Source organism: Phenylobacterium sp., assembly GCF_030697925.1.
GTDB lineage: Bacteria > Pseudomonadota > Alphaproteobacteria > Caulobacterales > Caulobacteraceae > Phenylobacterium.
The window spans coordinates 1-15506 of sequence record NZ_JAUYOJ010000102.1 but is presented as its reverse complement, the minus strand read 5'-3'; the positions used below and the strand labels follow the sequence as shown (position 1 = coordinate 15506).

The following is a 15506-nucleotide window of genomic DNA, read 5'->3' as shown; positions in this document are numbered from 1 at the left end:
GGATTGGCCTTGCTAAAAGAGGTCCAGGTCGCCGGCGTCGGCCTTGATGCGCGAGGGGGCCTCGCGCGTCGACTGGGCCAGCCGGTTGGCGAGGTCGCCCAGGGTGACGCCGGCTACGGCGTCGGTCAGGTCGTAGTCGCCGCTTTCGGCCTGGGCCGAGAGCTTGCGGGTGAAGGTGGCTAGCGCCGCCAGGTGCTGGGTCAGGACGTCGACGGTCTGGGCCTCTTCCAGGGCGATGGCCAGCGGCTCGCCGCGGCTGGCGCGCACGAGCAGGGTGACAAGCGTCTCCAGCCGATCGCACAGCTCGCCGGCATGCTCCAGCTCGACGGCGATGGACGCCAGGACCTCGGGGGTCTGAATGGCGGCGGCGGTTCGCGTCATCAAAACAGCTCCACGGACCCTTCGTCCTCGACCGGCTCGGGCTTAATCCGCACAGGATCGCGCAGACGGGTTAGCTCGGCGTTATCAGTGACGGTTCTTTGTTGCGCCCGTCCCGTGGTCGGCCAGTACTGGACCCGCCGGGCCTGTAGGCCGCCAAGACTGGAGCCCACCACCGGAATCCCTTCGTCGCGGAGGAATTTCTCGGCGAAGGCGGCGTTCGAGGCGCCGACGTCGGAAAGGCCGCCGAACATCCGCGCCCCACCAAAAAGTTTTGCTTCCAGCCGCTCGCGCCGCGCGCCGGAGCGCAAAAGCTCGTTGATCAGCAGTTCCATGGCGTAGGCGCCGTAGCGGCGGCTCTCATTGTCGATGCCGTCGGCCTTGCCCTCCGGCAGCAGGAAGTGGTTCATCCCGCCCACGCCGGTCTTGCCGTCGCGCATGCACACGGCCACGCACGAACCGAGGATCGTGGTCAGCAGGACATCGGGATCGCAGGATATGGCGTGCTCACCCTGCACGACATGGATTCGCTTGCCTGGCCGTTTGGAGACGTTTTCAACGATCATGTGAGGGGGCCAAACACCGCTTCGATTTTTTCTTTTAGGGTCTGGGTGGTGAATGGTTTCACCAGGTAGTTGTTGACGCCGAACTGCACGGCCCGCTGCACCAGCTCGCGGTCTGCGCGGCCGGTCAGCATGATCACCGCGGTCTTGGAGGTCGGACCATGGGCGCGGATGGCGCGCAGCAGGCCCAGCCCGTCCAGCTTGGGCATGTTGAAATCGGTGATCACCAGGTTCACCGGAGCGCTCAGCAGGTTGCGCAGGGCCTCTTCCCCATCGGGGGCTTCGCGCGTCTGAGTGATGCCCAGGGCATGCAGGCTCGTGCGGATCAGCGAGCGCATGGTCTGTTGATCATCGACAATCAGGGTCTTGATCGTGACAGCGGCGGGCATCAGGAAGCGCTCCTCTGGGATTCTGCGGCCGCGCAGAGGTTTAGTATGGCGGGGCCCATTCTCGACAGGCCCACTTGTTTGTCGACCGCGCCGAGCTCGAAGGCGACGCGGGGCATGCCGTAGACGACGCAGGACGGTTCGTCCTGGCCCAGGGTGCGGGCGCCGGCCTTCTTCATGGCCAGCAGGCCCTGGGCGCCGTCGCGGCCCATGCCGGTGAGAATGACCCCGACCGAGCGGCGGTTCAGCTTGGCGATCGACTCGAACAGCACGTCGACCGACGGGCGGTGGCCGTTCACCGGCTCGCCGTCGCGCAGTCGGATCACCGGATGCGAGGACGAGGCGATCTCCATATGCGCGTCGCCGCCGGGCGCGATGTAGACGTGGCCCGACTGCAGGCGGTCGCCGTCCTGGGCCTCGGTCACATGGGCGCCGGAGATGCGGTCCAGCCGCGCGGCGAAGCTCTTGGTGAAGGTGGCCGGCATGTGCTGGGTGATCACGGTCGGCGGACAGGTCTCGGGGAAATTGCCCAGGATGGTCATCAGGGCCTCGACGCCGCCGGTCGAGGAGCCCAGCGCCAGGATCACGTCCGAGGCGCGATAGGAGGCGTCGCGCTCCACCGGCGCCGTGGGGCCGCCATAGGGTTTCACCCGGGCCTTGGCGGCGGTCTTCACCTTGGCGGTGAGGTCTGCGAAGGCCTGCTGGACGGTGACCCCGCCCACGGGCTTGGCCACGCAATCCACCGCGCCCAGCTCCAGGGCCTGGAGGGTGATCTCGGCGCCCGACTGGGTCAGGGTCGAGACCATCACCACCGGCGTGGGCCGCAGGCGCATGATCTTTTCCAGGAAATCGAGGCCGTTCATGTGCGGCATCTCGATGTCCAGGGTCACCACGTCGGGATTGAGCTTCTTGATCTGCTCACGCGCCTCGATGGCGTCGTTGGCGAAGCCCAGGACCTCGATGTCGGGGTCACGCCGCAGCGCCGCCCCGATCAGTCCGCGCATGGTGGCGCTGTCGTCGACCACGAGAACGCCAATGGTCATCGCCCGGCCCTCAGCGAATAGGTGGTGAGGCCCGTGGTCTCGAAGATGTTGGTGGCGGGCCCGGTGACCCGTTCGGAGTGGCCGATATAGAGCGTGCCACCCGGCTCCAGCATGGGCGCGAACCGCGTCCAGATGCGTTCCTGGGTGGGCTCGTCGAAATAGATCACCACGTTGCGGCAGAAGATGGCGTCGAACTTGCCGCGCATCGGCCAGTCGCCGATCAGGTTGAGCTCGCGGAACGAGACCAGCCGGCGCAGTTCGTCGGCCACTTCCCAGCCGCCGTCGGCCTTCTTGAACCACTTGCGGCGCAGTTCCAGCGGCACCGGCGCCACGGCGTCCTCGCGATAGATGCCGGCCTTGCCCTCCGCGACCATGTTGGGATCGATGTCGGTGGCCAGGATCTTCACGTCCAGGTTGGCCGCCTCGGGCAGGGCCGCCAGGACCGTGATGGCCATGGAATAGGGTTCCTGGCCGTTGGAGCAGGCCGCCGACCACAGGCGGATGCGTCCGCCCTTCCGCGCCTTGTCGATCAGTTTGGGCATGACCACGTCGCGCAGGTGGTCGAAATGGTGCGGCTCGCGGAAGTAGCGGGTCACGTTGGTGGTGAGCGCGGCCATCATGGCCTGGCGCTCGTCGACGCCCTGGGCGCCCTCGACCAGGGCGCAATAGTCGCGGAACGAGCGCAGGCCCAGCGAGCGCAGGCGCTTGGCCAGGCGCGAATAGACCAGCGCAGCCTTGCCCTCGGCGAGCGCTATGCCGGCGTGGCTGTGCAGGATCTGGGCGATCTTGTTGAAGTCGTCGGTGGTGAACAAGAACTCGCCCTCGACGAGTCCGGATCCGCCCCTGCGGGTGTCTGGCGAAGTGCTCATGCGGCCTCCGCCTCGGTCTCGGGCAGCACGCGGTCGAGGGAGATCAGGCTCACCATGCGCCCGTCGATGGCGAACAGGCCCTTCACGAAGGTCTTCACCTGGTCGCAGGCGACGTCCGGCGTCGGCTGCACCATGTCGTCGCTCATATTGATGATGTCGCTGACCGCCTCGACCAATAGGCCCAGTGTGCGGCCGCCGACGCTAACCACCATGATCACGTGGCGGGCGGTGGGTTCGGTGGTGGCCAGGCCGAGGCGCGCGCCCAGGTCGACGATCGGCAGCACGGCGCCGCGCAGGTTGATGACGCCCTTCATATAGGACGGGGTGCGGGGCAGGGGCGTGCAGGCGGTCCAGCCGCGGATCTCGCGCACCTGCATGATGTCGACGCAGAATTCCTGGTCGCCGATGCGGAAGGCGATCAGTTCGCGCCGGGCGCCGGCGGTATGGCTCAGGGTGTCGATCATGCTCATCCAGCCATTCGCTTCTCGGCGCGCGGCGCGGGTTTCCGTCGGTGTTGGGTCGTGACGAGCGCGTCGACGTCGAGGATCAGGGCGACGCGGCCGTCGCCGAGGATGGTGGCCGCGGCGATGCCGTCGATCTGCTGATAATTGGCTTCCAGGCTCTTGATCACCACCTGGCGCTGGCCCTGGATCGCCTCGACCAGCAGGGCGGCCTTGCCGCCGCCTTCGCTCTCCACCAGGACGGCGACGCCCTGGCCGGGGGGCAGGGCGGTCTCGCGGAACCCCAGCGCCACGCCGACGTCGATCAGCGGCACGAAGGTCTCGCGGATGCGAATCACCGCGTCCTTGCCGCCCACGAAATGGACGTCCTCGGCGCGGGGGGTCAGGCTCTCGATGATCGCCGAGAGCGGGGCGACCAGGGTCTGTTCGGCGGCGGTGACCACCATACCGTCCAGCACCGCCAGGGTCAGCGGCAGGGACATGGTGAACTTCGAGCCCTTGCCGGGCTCGGACGAGATGGTGATGCGCCCGCCCAGGCCCTGGATGGAGCGGCGGACCACGTCCATGCCGACGCCGCGGCCGGAGATGTCGGAAATGGTCTCGGCCGTGGAGAAGCCGGGCTGGAAGATCAGGTTGTCGATCTCCTCGTCGGACAGCACCGCGTCCTCGGAGATCAGGCCGCGTTCGACCGCGATTCCGCGGACCCGGGGACGGTTGATGCCGCGGCCGTCGTCCTGCAGCTCGATGACGATCCGGCCGCCGCGATGCAGGGCGCGCAGGCGCACCACGCCCTCGGCCGGTTTGCCCGCGGCGATGCGGCCTTCCGGATCTTCCAGGCCATGGTCGATGGCGTTGCGCAGCATGTGCGTGATCGGGTCGGTCAGCCGCTCGATCACGGTCTTGTCGACCTCGGTGCCCTCGCCTTCCATGACCAGCTTGACCCGTTTGCCAGTCATGTCGGCCACTTCGCGGGCCAGGCGCGGCATGCGCTGGAACACGCTCTTCACCGGCTGGGCGCGGATGGCCATGACACTGTCCTGGATTTCCCGGGTCAGCAGTTCGAGGTCCTCCAGGCCGAGCGCGACGTTCGACGAGCGGGCCAGGCCGCTCTCCATCACCTGCTGGGACAGCATGGCCTGCTGGATGACCAGTTCGCCCACGGCGTTGATCAGGCGGTCCACCCGGTCGAGATCGACGCGGATGGTCGCTGTGGGGGTGATGGCCTGGCTGCTGCCGGCGGGCGGGGCGGCCTTGGCGACGGGCGCGGCCTCGACCTTGGGAGCGGCTGGCGCGATCGGCGCCTGGGCCTTGGCGATCAGGGCCGCGACATCCAAGTCGGCGGGGGGCTCCGGGGCCGAGGCGGGCTCTCGGGCGGCTTCGGAGGTGGGCGCCTCGCCGGCCACGCGGGCCAGGAGGGCGGCGATATCGAGCGGGGCGTCGGCGCTGGCCGCGGCCAGGGCGTCGTCGGACAGGTCGGACGAGGGCGGCGGCGGAGAGGCCTGGCCGTCCGCCGGCTCGATGGTCAGGACGCAGTCGTCCTCCACGAATTCGAAGACCTCGCGGATCGTGGCCTCGTCGGCCTCGGTGGTCAGAAGGACGGTCCAGTGGAGATAGGCCGTCTCGGCCGAGAGCTGGTCCAGCGGCGGCAGGGCGTCGGCGTCCAGCTTGACGTCCATCTCGCCCAGCCGGGCCAGTTCGCGCAGCACCAGGCCGGATTCGTTGGCCTTGGCGTACATCTCCGACTTCGGCGCGAAGCCGATGCGCCAGACACGCGCGCCGGAGGCCGGCTCGGCCGCCAGGTCGGCCATGGGTTCGAAAGCAGCCGGCGACTCGTCCAGGGCGGGGGGATCGAAGGCCGGGGCGTCGTCGCCCTCGATGGCCACCGTCATCGGCACGAAGCCGAAGTCCTCGTCGCCGCCGAGATCGTCGTCGTCCAGTCCCTCGCCGCCGATCAAGGCCTTCATCTCGGAGAGGATGGGGGCGGAGCGGCCCTCATCGACGGCGCCGCCGTCACGGGCGGCGGCCACGTGGTCGGCCAGGACGTCGATGGCCCGCAACAGGGTCTTGGCGACCTCGTCGGTCAGCTCCATCTTCCCCGACCGCAGGTCGTCCATCACCGTCTCGAAGACGTGGGCGAAGCGGATCAGGTCCTCGAGGCCGAATGCGCCGGCGCCGCCCTTCACGGAGTGGACGGCGCGGAAGACGGCGTTGATCGTCTCACCGTCGGCGTCGCCCGCCTCCATGGCAAGCAGACCCTGCTCGGCGTCGGTCAGGAGTTCGTCGCACTCCTGAAAGAAGGTCTGCTTGATGCTCTCGAACGGATCCAACGGAACGCTCCGACAGGTGGCTTGGACTAGGCGGCGACGCGGCGGACGGCTTCGACCAGCTTGACCGGATTGAACGGCTTCACGATCCAGCCAGTGGCGCCGGCCGCGCGGGCCCGTTCCTTCTTGGCCGCGTCGCTTTCCGTGGTCAGGACCAGGATCGGGGTGGCGCGGTGATCGGGATTGGCGCGAACGCCCTCGATCACCCCGAAGCCGTCGAGCCGGGGCATGTTGATGTCGGTGATCACCACGTCGGCGCCGTTGGCCTTGAGGACCTCGAGGCCTTCGATACCGTCAACGGCCTGGATCACGGTGTAGCCGGCCTGAACCAGGGCGTGGTTCAGCATTTCTCGCATCGTACGGCTGTCGTCGATGGTCAGTACGGTCTTGCTCACGAGAGTCCCCCTTCGGGCTGGAATTGCAGCTCGGGGCCGCCAAACGCAGCCAACTGCTCTGAAAAGCCTGAAGACGGTTGATCCACCGTTAAGCAAACCCCGTCTTCGACCCAGATTTTTCGCGCCGACATCAAAACCTGCAGGCAAAGCCCGCCCAGGCGCGTGACCTGGGAGGCGTCCAGCGCCATCGGGCGGCCTCGCAGGGCCATCAGTTCGGCGCGCAGCGGCTCGGCCGCCTGCAGGTCGAGGACCGGTGGCAGGCTGACTTGGGCCGTAACAGCTAGCTCAGACATCATACGCTTCCCTCTCAGACCGCTGACCTGCGGCGACCTAGAACTCTTCCCAACCATCCACGCTCGGCTCGACCCTGCGCGCCGCCGAACCCTGACGGCTCGTCCGCCGCATCTGCGGGGCGGGCGCCTGGGCGCGGGGCGCTGCGGCCTGCGGCTGGCCGATGCGGAACCGGGCGATGGTTCCCGCCAGGGCCTCAGCTTCCGTGGCGAGCGAATGACTGGCGGCGGTCGACTGCTCGACCATGGCGGCATTCTGCTGGGTAACCTGATCCATTTGGTTAACAGCGGTATTGACCTGTTGCAGGCCGACGGCCTGCTCCTGGGCGCTGGCGGCGATCTCGGTGACCAGGCTGTCGATCTCGGCCACGCGGCCGACGATGCGGTCCAGGGCCTGGCCGGTTTCGCCCACCAGGCGCACGCCCTGGCCGACCTGCTGGGTCGAGGCCGAGATGAGAGCCTTGATCTCCTTGGCGGCTTCCGCCGAACGCTGGGCGAGCGCCCGGACTTCGGAGGCCACGACCGCGAAGCCCTTGCCGGCTTCACCGGCCCGGGCCGCTTCCACCCCGGCGTTGAGCGCCAGCAGGTTGGTCTGGAAGGCGATCTCGTCGATCACCCCGATGATCTGGCTGATCTGTTGCGCCGACTTCTCGATCTCGCTCATGGCGGAGACGGCGTGACGCACGACTTCGCCGGAGGTCTGGGCGTCGCCGCGGGCGGCCAGCACCACGTCGGAGCAGGCCTTGGCCCCGCCGGCGGTCTTGCGGACCGTGGCGGTGATCTCGTCCAGGGCCGCGGCGGTTTCTTCCAGGCTGGCGGCCTGCTGCTCGGTGCGTCGCGACAGGTCGTCGGCCGCGGTGGAGATTTCGCCCGCGCCGGTGCGGATGCCGCCGACATTGGTGACCACCACCGCCATGGCCTCCTGGAGCTGGCCGATGGCGGCGTTGAAGTCGCTCTGCAGCTTGACGTAGTCGGTCGGGAAGGCGCCGCCGATGCGATGGGTCAGGTCGCCCTGGCTGAGATGGTCCAGCCCCTCGGCCAAGCCCTGGACGACCAGGGCCTGGTCCCGAGCCGACGCGGCGCGAGCAGCCTCGTGGCGGTTACGCTCGTCCTCGGCGGCCTTGCGTTCCTGGGCCGTCTGGCCTTCCAGGCGCAGCTTCTCCAGGCCGGCGGTCTTGAACACGGACACGGCGTCGGCCATCTGGCCGACCTCGTCCTTGCGACCCATGGCGGGGATGACGGCCTCGAAGTCGCCCTGGGCCAGCCGGCGCATGGCGGCGGTCATGGCCGTCACCGGCCGGGCGATGGTGCGGGTCAGGAGCCCGCCAAGGGCCACGGCGATCGTCATGGCCAGACCCAGGCCGAGCATCAGCCAAGTGTAGGCGCTGCGGCTCGAGGCGACCTGCTGGGTCTGCAGGACAGCCAGCTTGGCCGTCTCGGCCTCCACCACGGCGTCCATGGCGTCCTCGGCCGGGGTGATCACGGTGTCGGCCAGGCCGTCCGGTCCGACCATCTCGATGGCGCGGGGCAGGGTCGCCGGATCGGCGCTGAGCGCCATGCCGGCGCGGACCACATCGGTGAACCACTTGTCGGCGGCGACCTCGGCCTCATCGATCTTGGCGGCGAGCTCGGGGCTGTCGGCCAGCAGCGGCCGGACGGCGGCGAGACGCTTCTTGAAATTGGCCCGGTGCTTGTCGATGCGCTCGGCGTAGTAGGCGTCCTTCGACAGCAGGTAGCCGCGATAGCTGTTCTCCTGGCGGGTCAGGTAGAACTTGGCCTCGCCCAGGGCGGCCAAGGCCTCCTGGCCCTCCCGGGTCTCAAGCCGCGCCGCGTCCAGGGCGCGCAGGTTCATCAGCATGGCGCCGCCCATGCCGGCCATGGCCACGGCCACGGCGGCGAACCCTGTCGTCAGCTTGCGTGAGATCTGCAGATTGTTGAACGACACGGGCTTTCCTGGGTGCTCGGGTTTTGGGATGGCGCGCGGCAAGCATCGCCAGGTTTCGGAATGGACATGGGGTCGGCGCGGAGTCGGGCGGGGCGTTGGCCGGGGATTGCAGGTCGCAGAATCTCGCCCTGACCTTGGGTCGAGCTGTTCTTCCGACGCAATACTGTCAAGTATTCCCCCAATTACTTCGACGTTGTGCCGAATTATTGCTCGGCGAAGCCCCCGCTCACCGATCATCGAAACATCGTCAATGCCTTGGTTAACGAGCGCGTCTTGAAGAAAGAGTTACCGGAAGGGAAAACCGTCGTTCGGTGGAATCGGAGTTCATCAACGAAAGCCGATATTTGCCGATATCATGCGACAATCTGGCGCTGACCCTCGCCGCGCCCGGAGGGCTGAATGCGCCAGGCTTGGAGGTTGAGCTGTACAGTCTAGGGTGGTCCTGGCCGAAGACTGCACAGGGCTGGCCAAGTTCAGCGAACCCGTTCTTCCAATCCTCCGCCGCAATTGGCGACCGCCGGGCTTCCGCGAGGTCATACTTGCCCCGGCGCGCGCCCGGTGCTGGCCTTAGGCGAGACCGTGCGGAGGACGCCATGGACCTGAAGCTGACGCCCGAGATGGAGGCCTTTCGCGACGAGGTGCGCGGTTTCCTGCAGGCGCACAAGGACCGCTACGCCCCGAACGCCGGCGCCGAACGGCCGCGCGAGGCGGCCCTGGAATGGCAGGCCCTGCTGATCGACCACGGCTATGCGGCGCGGACCATCCCGCGCGAATACGGCGGCTACGGCGCCGAGCCCGACATCCTGAAGTCCCGCATCATCTCCGAGGAGTTCACCGCCGCCGGCGCGCCCCGGGGCTTTGCCAACCAGGGCATCTCCATGCTGGTCCCGACCCTGCTGGAGGTCGGCTCCGAAGAGCAGAAGAAGCGCTGGATCGCGCCGACCCTGCGCGGCGAGGTGGTCTGGTGCCAGGGCTATTCCGAACCAGGCGCTGGCTCCGACCTCGCGAGCCTGCAGACCAAGGCGACGGAGGACGGCGGGGACTTCCTGATCTCGGGGTCAAAAATCTGGACGAGCACCGCGGCCCAGGCCGACATGATCTTCTGCCTGGTGCGCACCGAGCCCCAGGCGCCGAAGCACGACGGCATCTCCTACCTGCTGTTCTCGATGAAGACGCCGGGCATCGAGGTGCGGCCGCTGAAGACCATGACCGGCTCGGCGGAGTTCAACGAGGTGTTCTTCACCGACGTCCGGGTTCCGCAGAGCGCGGTGGTCGGCGGCCGGGGCCGGGGATGGTTCGTGGCCAATGCGACGCTGAAGCACGAGCGGGGGATGCTGGGCGATCCCAACGCCACCGAGGCCAGGCTGCATTCGCTGATCGAGTTGATGAAGACCGAGACGGTGGATGGCCGCAGGCTGATCGACGATCCGGTGATGTGCGATCGGCTGATGCAACTCCAGGCGCGAGTCATGTCGATGAAATTCAATGGCTTGCGGCTGATGACCGCCTCAATGACCGGGGAATCCGCCGGCATGGCGGGCCTGGTGGTCAAGCTGCAGGGCTGCGAGCTGAACCACCAGATCGCGGCGCTGGCCATCGACGCCCTGGGCGAGCTGGGCGTGCTCTATGAGGACGGACCCTACCTGCGGTCGAAGGGAAGTTGGCAGAGAAGCTATATGTTCGATCTGGGTTTGATCATCGGTGGGGGCACCGCCCAGATCCAGAAGAACATCATCTCCGAACGGGGCCTCGGCATGCCGCGCGAACCCAAGCTGGCGAGCGTCTAGGTCATGGATTTCTCGATCACCCAAGACCAGAAGATAATGGCCGACAGCCTGTCGCGCACCCTGGCCGACAGCGTTCCCCTCGATCGCGTGCGCCGCTATGCCGGCGATCCCAGCGATGCGGGCGCCGACATCTGGAGCGCCGTCGCCGACTTCGGCCTGGCCGGGGTGGTGACCCCCGAGGCCCATGGCGGGCTGGGCCTCACCCTGCTGGACGCCGCCCTGGCCGCCCAGGCCCTGGGCCGGTCCGTGACGCCGGGTCCCTTCCTGGGCGGGGTCGCCGCGGCCATCGCGCTCAACGAGGCCGGGTCGGCTGACCAGCAGACCCAGTGGTCGCCAAAGCTCGCGTCCGGCGAGGTGACGGCGGGCCTGGCGATCTCCGAGCCGGTGGCCGGGGCGCGGGACGGGGCGGGCGTCACGGCGGCGGGCGGCAAGCTCACGGGCAAGGCGCTGTTCGTCACCGACGCCCTGACGGCCGACCTGTTCATGGTCGCCGACCGGAGCGGGAACCTGCACCTGGTGACGGGCGACGCGGAGGGCCTGACGCGGGCGGCCATGACCACCATCGACCAGACGCGGCGGGTGGGCGAACTGACCTTCCACGAGACGCCGGCCGAGCCGCTGGGCGGGCCCGAGACCCTGGCCCGGCTGCGCGACGCGGCCTGGGTGCTGCTGGCCGCCGATACGCTGGGCGCCTGCGAGGTGATGATCGAGAAGGCGGTCGACTACGCCAAGGACCGGCGGCAGTTCGGCCGGGTGATCGGCTCGTTCCAGGCGGTGAAGCACATGTGCGCCGAGATGGCCGCCGAGCTGGAGCCCTGCCGGGCGCTGGTGTGGTACGCGGCCTACGCCTTCGATGAGGCGCGCGACGAGTCCTCGCTGACCGCCGCCCACGCCAAGGCCCATACTTCCGAGATCGGCCGCTTCATCGCCCGCACGGCCACCGAGGTGCATGGCGGCATGGGAATCACCGACCTGCTGGGCCTGCACTTCTGGTTCAAGCGGGTGGGGCTGAACCGCCAATTGCTAGGCGGTCCGGAGCGGGTCCGCCGCCTGGCCGCGCAGATCCAGGGCCTGGCCGCCTAGGCGCAACCTTGACCGACGATCCGCCGTTGAAAGGTGTCGGCGACGGCGTAGCGTTCCACGAGCCGCGAGGTCGCGTGGTCGAGCGCATCCCGATCCAGACCACCACTCCGCCGATCCAGGGCGACTGGCATGTCGCCCGTTTCTCGATGCTGACGGATTATCTGCGTGGGCTGAAGGCCCGCCTTCAGCGCATCCGAATGCGGCATCAGTCTCCGCGTTCCGCTAGCCGCCCAGGATCCAACCGTCGGTCAAGGTCGACAGCTGCACGCCCTGCAGCACCATTCGACCACCGCCGGTCAGCGTAACGACCGTGTCGCCGCCTACCTGGGCCACGGAGTATTCGGCCCCGGCATCCAGAAGCACCCGGTCGCCTTCGGCGGCGTCGAAGTCGATGACCAGGTCCAGGCCAGCCTCGCCAAAGATGTGGAACAGGTCGGCGCCGTCTCCGCCGGATACGGTGTCATTCCCGAGGTCGCCGGAGATGAAGTCGTCCCCGCCGCCCCCGAACACTTGGTCGTCGCCTTGGCCGCCGCGGACGCTATCGTTCCCGAGGTCACCAAAGACCAGGTCAGCGCCCGCGTTACCCTGGACCAGATCGCCGTCCTTGCCGCCTCGCACAATGTCATCGCCGAGGTCGCCATAGACCGTGTCCGATCCGACATTGCCCTGGACCAGATCGTTATCCCTGCCACCCAGAACGGTGTCTGAACCCGCGCCGCCCGAAAGAGTATCGGCGCCGACATTACCTTGAACGAAGTCATTGGAAAGGCCACCGGTCACCTGATCATCGCCTCCCCCCGCGGAGACACTACCTCCGTTATCTGGGACCGTGATGATATCGGCCGCCTCTGTGGGAGTTCCGGGTTGCGGCGGCGGCGGCGCCACCGTCGTGTCGATGGCGTAGTTGTTGGAGTCGGTGGTTCCGGTCCCGGCGTTGCCGGCGGCGTCGGCGACGCCGGTGTTGTCCAGGGTGATGAGGTTGGTGGTGTCGGTGATCGCCGCCGTGGGCGTCAGCGTCGCGGTCCAGGTGATCCCGCCGTCGGCCGAGGAGACGGCGCTGAGGCTTCCGTTGGCGATGGTCAGGTCGGCGTTGGTGAAGCCTGTGACCGCCTCGGAGAAGGTGATGGTGACCAGGGAGGTCTCGCCGGCCGCCAGGGCCGTGTCGGCGACGACCAGGGTGGCGGTGGGCCGCGCGGTGTCGATGGCGTAGTTGTTGGAGTCGGTCGTGCCGACGCCCGGAGTGCCGATGCCATCTGTAACCCCGGTGTTATCCACCGTGATCAGGTTGGTTGCGTCCGCAATATCGGCGGTCGGCGTTAGCGTGGCGGTCCAGGTGATCCCGCCGTCGGCCGAGGACACCACGCTCAGGCTTCCGTTGGCGACGGTCAGGTCGGCGTTGGTGAAGTCCAGCACGGCCTCGGAGAAGGTGAAGGTGACCAGGGAGGTTTCCCCGACCGCCAGGGCCGTGTCCGATACGAGGACGTTCACTGTGGGAGCCGCCATGAGATCTTTCCTCTACTCGGGTGTTCCAGATCCGCGGCCGATGGACCGCACGCGGGTGTCGAACGGCGTTGCGAATTGCCGAGCGACAAGTCCGGGCGTGATTGGAGCCTTCCAGCAACAGGGTGGCCGGAGTGCGTTACCCGCCTGTGAAGAGGTGGCGCGCGAGGGCGCGCCGAGACAGGATGCCGCAGGCTACGGAGGCCAATCGATGCAAATGGCGCACGGCTTCCGCCCCGGGCAAAACCGGACGCCTATGCCGTCCGCAGGCCATCCCGCATGTCGGGATGCACCAGCTCGAGCAGTTCCGGACGCTTGGTGATGTAGGCGCGGAAGAAGCTGCAGGTGGGTTTCACCCAGAGCTTGTTATCGCGCGCATAGGCCAGGCCCGCTTCCACCAGCCGCTTGCCGACACCCTGGCCGGCGAAGGCGTCGGGCACGACCGTGTGCGGGAACACGATGGCGTCCGGCTCCAGGCGGTATTCGGCGAAAGCCACCTCGTCGCCCAGACGGATCTCGAACTGTTTGTCGGTGCGGACGACGTCGGGCAGGTCGGTCATGGGCGCTCCTCTTCCAGTCCGAGATAGTCGCTCGTCCGTCGCGTGGCTACTTGTGACACCGGTGTCAGGAGTTCTAGGGTGTGAGTGGGAGGACGACCCATGGACCACCTCAATCGGCGCGCCCTGTTCGCCGCGGCGGGGCTGCTGCTGCCCGGCGGCGCGTTCGCGGCGAGTGCCTCGCCCACCGCGCGGACGACCCACGGACCGGTGCGCGGCTATGCGGACGGGGCGCTCAAGGTGTTCAAGGGCGTGCGCTACGGCGCCGACACCGGCCCCCGGCGTTTCCGCCCGCCCGTCCCGCCCGCGCCCTGGACCAGGACTCTTGAGAGCGTCGCCTACGGCCCGGCCTCGCCGCAGGCCGGCAAGGCCGACGAGCCGCGGAGCGAGGACTGCCTGTTCCTCAACGTCTGGACGCCAGGCCTGCGCGACGGGGCCAGACGGCCGGTGATGGTCTACCTGCACGGCGGGGCCTATGCGTCGGGCTCGGGAAGCTCGCCGCTCTATGACGGAACGCGGCTCTGCCGGCGTGGCGACGTGGTGGTGGTGACGATCAACCACCGGCTCAATGTGTTCGGCTACGGCTTCCTCGCCAAGCTGGCGGGACCTGAGTTCGCGGACTCCGGAAACGCCGGGATGTTGGACATCGTGCTGGCCCTGAAGTGGGTGGCCGACAACATCGCCGAGTTCGGCGGCGATCCGGGCCGGGTGATGGTGTTCGGCCAATCCGGAGGCGGGGCGAAGATCGCCACCATGATGGCCATGCCGGCCGCCAAGGGCCTGTTCCACTCCGCGGCGACCATGAGCGGCCAGCAGGTGACCGCCTCGGGGCCGCTGCACGCCACCGAGCGGATGGCGCTGTTCCTGAAGACCATTGGCCTGACGCCTGACCGCGCCGCCGAGGCCGCGACCCTGCCGACCGCGCGTCTGATCGAGGGCCTGGCCGCGGCCGACCCCTTCACCCCGGGGCGGCTCTATTTCGGCCCGGTGCTGGACCAGCGCAGCCTGGCGCGGCACCCCTTCTATCCGGACGCCCATCCGCAGGGGCTGAAGGTCCCGATGATCCTGGGCAACACCCACGACGAGACCCGGGCTTTCCTGGCGGGATCCAGGCCCGATCCTTTCGCCATGCGCTGGGAGGAGGTGGCCGCCCGGATCGCGCCGGAGATGCGGGTCGACATCGATCCCGATCATGTGGTGGCGACCTATCGCCGGCTCTATCCGCGCTATTCGCCCACCGATGTGTTCTTCGCCGCCACCACGGCGGGACGCTCCTGGCGCGGCCAGGTGATCGAGGCCGAGGAACGGGCGCGGGCCGGGGCGCCGGGCTGGGTCTATCAGCTCGACCTGAGGACCAGCGCGCAGGGTGGACGGCTGGGGGCGCCGCACGCCGCCGACATCGCGCTGGCCTTCGACAATATCGCCGCCGCCAGCTCGCCATATGAGCCGTCACCAGCCCACCAGAGGGTCGCCGACCAGATGAGCGAGGCGTTCATCGCCCTGGCGCGGAGCGGCGATCCCAATACCGCCGCCTTGCCGACCTGGCCGCGCTACGAGCTGGACCGCCGGGCGACCATGGTCTTCGACGTCGAGACCCGGGTGGTCGACGATCCCCGCGGCGACGAGCGGCGGCTGTTCGAGGCCGTACCCTATATCCAGCCGGGGACGTAGCCTGCCTAGACTTCAGCTCCTCCTCTCCACCCGTCTTCGGGGGAGAGGGTAGGGTGAGGGGGCCTTGACGCCGCACCGAGTTGGCTGAGTGGCCACAGTGCGCCGCTGCGCGTTGTGCAACCGGGATGATGGCTGACAGTTTGGACCGGGTTGATGCCTGACAGAATCTGCTGGTTTGGGTCTTCCGGCGCGTAGCGCAGCCTATGGCGGAGCGGAGCGAAGCGCCGGAAGAGTCCCTGGCGGTCGATGAGACC

General features: G+C 68.3%; 16 protein-coding genes. 3 read left to right on the top strand and 13 right to left on the bottom strand.

What is annotated here, in order from left to right:
* Positions 1 to 12: 12 nt before the first annotated feature.
* Genes Q8Q88_RS09730 through Q8Q88_RS09685 form a run of 10 tightly spaced genes read right to left on the bottom strand, consistent with a single transcriptional unit; the run spans position 13 to position 8654 of the window.
* Positions 13 to 381 (bottom strand): hypothetical protein, encoded by a 369-nt coding sequence (locus Q8Q88_RS09730; protein WP_305674995.1) that lies wholly within the window; start codon positions 379 to 381, stop codon positions 13 to 15.
* Positions 381 to 944 (bottom strand): chemotaxis protein CheD, encoded by a 564-nt coding sequence (locus Q8Q88_RS09725; protein ID WP_305674994.1) that lies wholly within the window; start codon positions 942 to 944, stop codon positions 381 to 383. The genes Q8Q88_RS09730 and Q8Q88_RS09725 overlap by 1 nt, the downstream gene beginning before the upstream one ends.
* Complete coding sequence (locus tag Q8Q88_RS09720; RefSeq protein ID WP_254835817.1) at positions 941 to 1330, bottom strand: response regulator; 390 nt, start codon at positions 1328 to 1330, stop codon at positions 941 to 943. Before Q8Q88_RS09720 ends, Q8Q88_RS09725 begins: the two co-directional genes overlap by 4 nt.
* Positions 1330 to 2370, bottom strand: a complete 1041-nt coding sequence (locus Q8Q88_RS09715; RefSeq protein ID WP_305674993.1) for a chemotaxis response regulator protein-glutamate methylesterase — start codon at positions 2368 to 2370, stop codon at positions 1330 to 1332. The genes Q8Q88_RS09720 and Q8Q88_RS09715 overlap by 1 nt, the downstream gene beginning before the upstream one ends.
* On the bottom strand, positions 2367 to 3239 hold the full coding sequence (locus Q8Q88_RS09710; RefSeq protein WP_305674992.1) for a protein-glutamate O-methyltransferase CheR: 873 nt from the start codon (positions 3237 to 3239) through the stop codon (positions 2367 to 2369). Before Q8Q88_RS09710 ends, Q8Q88_RS09715 begins: the two co-directional genes overlap by 4 nt.
* Entirely contained in the window at positions 3236 to 3703 is a 468-nt protein-coding gene (locus tag Q8Q88_RS09705) for a chemotaxis protein CheW (protein WP_254837216.1), read from the bottom strand. Before Q8Q88_RS09705 ends, Q8Q88_RS09710 begins: the two co-directional genes overlap by 4 nt.
* Before the next feature lie 2 nt (positions 3704 to 3705).
* Positions 3706 to 6027: a chemotaxis protein CheA gene (locus Q8Q88_RS09700; RefSeq protein WP_305674991.1), complete on the bottom strand. Its 2322-nt coding sequence runs from the start codon at positions 6025 to 6027 to the stop codon at positions 3706 to 3708.
* Positions 6028 to 6053: 26 nt separating this feature from the next.
* Positions 6054 to 6419 (bottom strand): response regulator, encoded by a 366-nt coding sequence (locus tag Q8Q88_RS09695; protein WP_254835821.1) that lies wholly within the window; start codon positions 6417 to 6419, stop codon positions 6054 to 6056.
* Positions 6416 to 6712, bottom strand: a complete 297-nt coding sequence (locus Q8Q88_RS09690) for an STAS domain-containing protein (protein WP_305674990.1) — start codon at positions 6710 to 6712, stop codon at positions 6416 to 6418. The genes Q8Q88_RS09695 and Q8Q88_RS09690 overlap by 4 nt, the downstream gene beginning before the upstream one ends.
* 37 nt (positions 6713 to 6749) lie before the next feature.
* The gene (locus Q8Q88_RS09685; protein ID WP_305674989.1) at positions 6750 to 8654 is read right to left on the bottom strand and encodes a methyl-accepting chemotaxis protein; all 1905 of its coding nucleotides are present in this window, start codon (positions 8652 to 8654) and stop codon (positions 6750 to 6752) included.
* 593 nt (positions 8655 to 9247) lie between these two features.
* Here Q8Q88_RS09685 and Q8Q88_RS09680 point away from each other — a divergent pair.
* Both Q8Q88_RS09680 and Q8Q88_RS09675 read left to right on the top strand, forming a co-directional pair.
* Entirely contained in the window at positions 9248 to 10441 is a 1194-nt protein-coding gene (locus Q8Q88_RS09680) for an acyl-CoA dehydrogenase family protein (protein ID WP_305674988.1), read from the top strand.
* A 3-nt stretch (positions 10442 to 10444) separates the two neighbouring features.
* A complete protein-coding gene (locus Q8Q88_RS09675; protein WP_305674987.1) occupies positions 10445 to 11524 on the top strand; it encodes an acyl-CoA dehydrogenase family protein in 1080 nt (359 codons plus the stop codon).
* On the opposite strand, the gene Q8Q88_RS09670 is transcribed toward Q8Q88_RS09675, so the two are convergent.
* The 3 genes from Q8Q88_RS09670 to Q8Q88_RS09660 form a co-directional block, all read right to left on the bottom strand.
* The gene (locus Q8Q88_RS09670) at positions 11521 to 11730 is read right to left on the bottom strand and encodes a hypothetical protein (RefSeq protein ID WP_305674986.1); all 210 of its coding nucleotides are present in this window, start codon (positions 11728 to 11730) and stop codon (positions 11521 to 11523) included. The two genes, Q8Q88_RS09675 and Q8Q88_RS09670, sit on opposite strands and share 4 nt — an antisense overlap.
* 16 nt (positions 11731 to 11746) lie before the next feature.
* Positions 11747 to 13027 carry an Ig-like domain-containing protein gene (locus Q8Q88_RS09665; protein WP_305674985.1) on the bottom strand — a complete coding sequence of 427 codons (1281 nt, stop codon included), beginning with the start codon at positions 13025 to 13027 and terminating at the stop codon, positions 11747 to 11749.
* A gap of 251 nt (positions 13028 to 13278) precedes the next feature.
* Positions 13279 to 13584, bottom strand: coding sequence for a GNAT family N-acetyltransferase (locus Q8Q88_RS09660; RefSeq protein ID WP_305674984.1), 306 nt, complete (start codon positions 13582 to 13584; stop codon positions 13279 to 13281).
* A gap of 99 nt (positions 13585 to 13683) precedes the next feature.
* Between Q8Q88_RS09660 and Q8Q88_RS09655 the strand changes: the two genes are divergently transcribed.
* On the top strand, positions 13684 to 15252 hold the full coding sequence (locus tag Q8Q88_RS09655) for a carboxylesterase/lipase family protein (protein ID WP_305674983.1): 1569 nt from the start codon (positions 13684 to 13686) through the stop codon (positions 15250 to 15252).
* The last annotated feature ends 254 nt before the right edge of the window (positions 15253 to 15506 follow it).

Excerpts from the sequence above, each read along its gene's own strand:
- Q8Q88_RS09730 (WP_305674995.1), bottom strand. The coding sequence starts at position 381 with ATGACGCGAACCGCCGCCGCCATTCAGACCCCCGAGGTCCTGGCGTCC.
- Q8Q88_RS09725 (WP_305674994.1), bottom strand. The coding sequence starts at position 944 with ATGATCGTTGAAAACGTCTCCAAACGGCCAGGCAAGCGAATCCATGTC.
- Q8Q88_RS09720 (WP_254835817.1), bottom strand. The coding sequence starts at position 1,330 with ATGCCCGCCGCTGTCACGATCAAGACCCTGATTGTCGATGATCAACAG.
- Q8Q88_RS09715 (WP_305674993.1), bottom strand. The coding sequence starts at position 2,370 with ATGACCATTGGCGTTCTCGTGGTCGACGACAGCGCCACCATGCGCGGA.
- Q8Q88_RS09710 (WP_305674992.1), bottom strand. The coding sequence starts at position 3,239 with ATGAGCACTTCGCCAGACACCCGCAGGGGCGGATCCGGACTCGTCGAG.
- Q8Q88_RS09705 (WP_254837216.1), bottom strand. The coding sequence starts at position 3,703 with ATGATCGACACCCTGAGCCATACCGCCGGCGCCCGGCGCGAACTGATC.
- Q8Q88_RS09690 (WP_305674990.1), bottom strand. The coding sequence starts at position 6,712 with ATGTCTGAGCTAGCTGTTACGGCCCAAGTCAGCCTGCCACCGGTCCTC.
- Q8Q88_RS09680 (WP_305674988.1), top strand. The coding sequence starts at position 9,248 with ATGGACCTGAAGCTGACGCCCGAGATGGAGGCCTTTCGCGACGAGGTG.
- Q8Q88_RS09675 (WP_305674987.1), top strand. The coding sequence starts at position 10,445 with ATGGATTTCTCGATCACCCAAGACCAGAAGATAATGGCCGACAGCCTG.
- Q8Q88_RS09670 (WP_305674986.1), bottom strand. The coding sequence starts at position 11,730 with ATGCCGCATTCGGATGCGCTGAAGGCGGGCCTTCAGCCCACGCAGATA.
- Q8Q88_RS09665 (WP_305674985.1), bottom strand. The coding sequence starts at position 13,027 with ATGGCGGCTCCCACAGTGAACGTCCTCGTATCGGACACGGCCCTGGCG.
- Q8Q88_RS09660 (WP_305674984.1), bottom strand. The coding sequence starts at position 13,584 with ATGACCGACCTGCCCGACGTCGTCCGCACCGACAAACAGTTCGAGATC.
- Q8Q88_RS09655 (WP_305674983.1), top strand. The coding sequence starts at position 13,684 with ATGGACCACCTCAATCGGCGCGCCCTGTTCGCCGCGGCGGGGCTGCTG.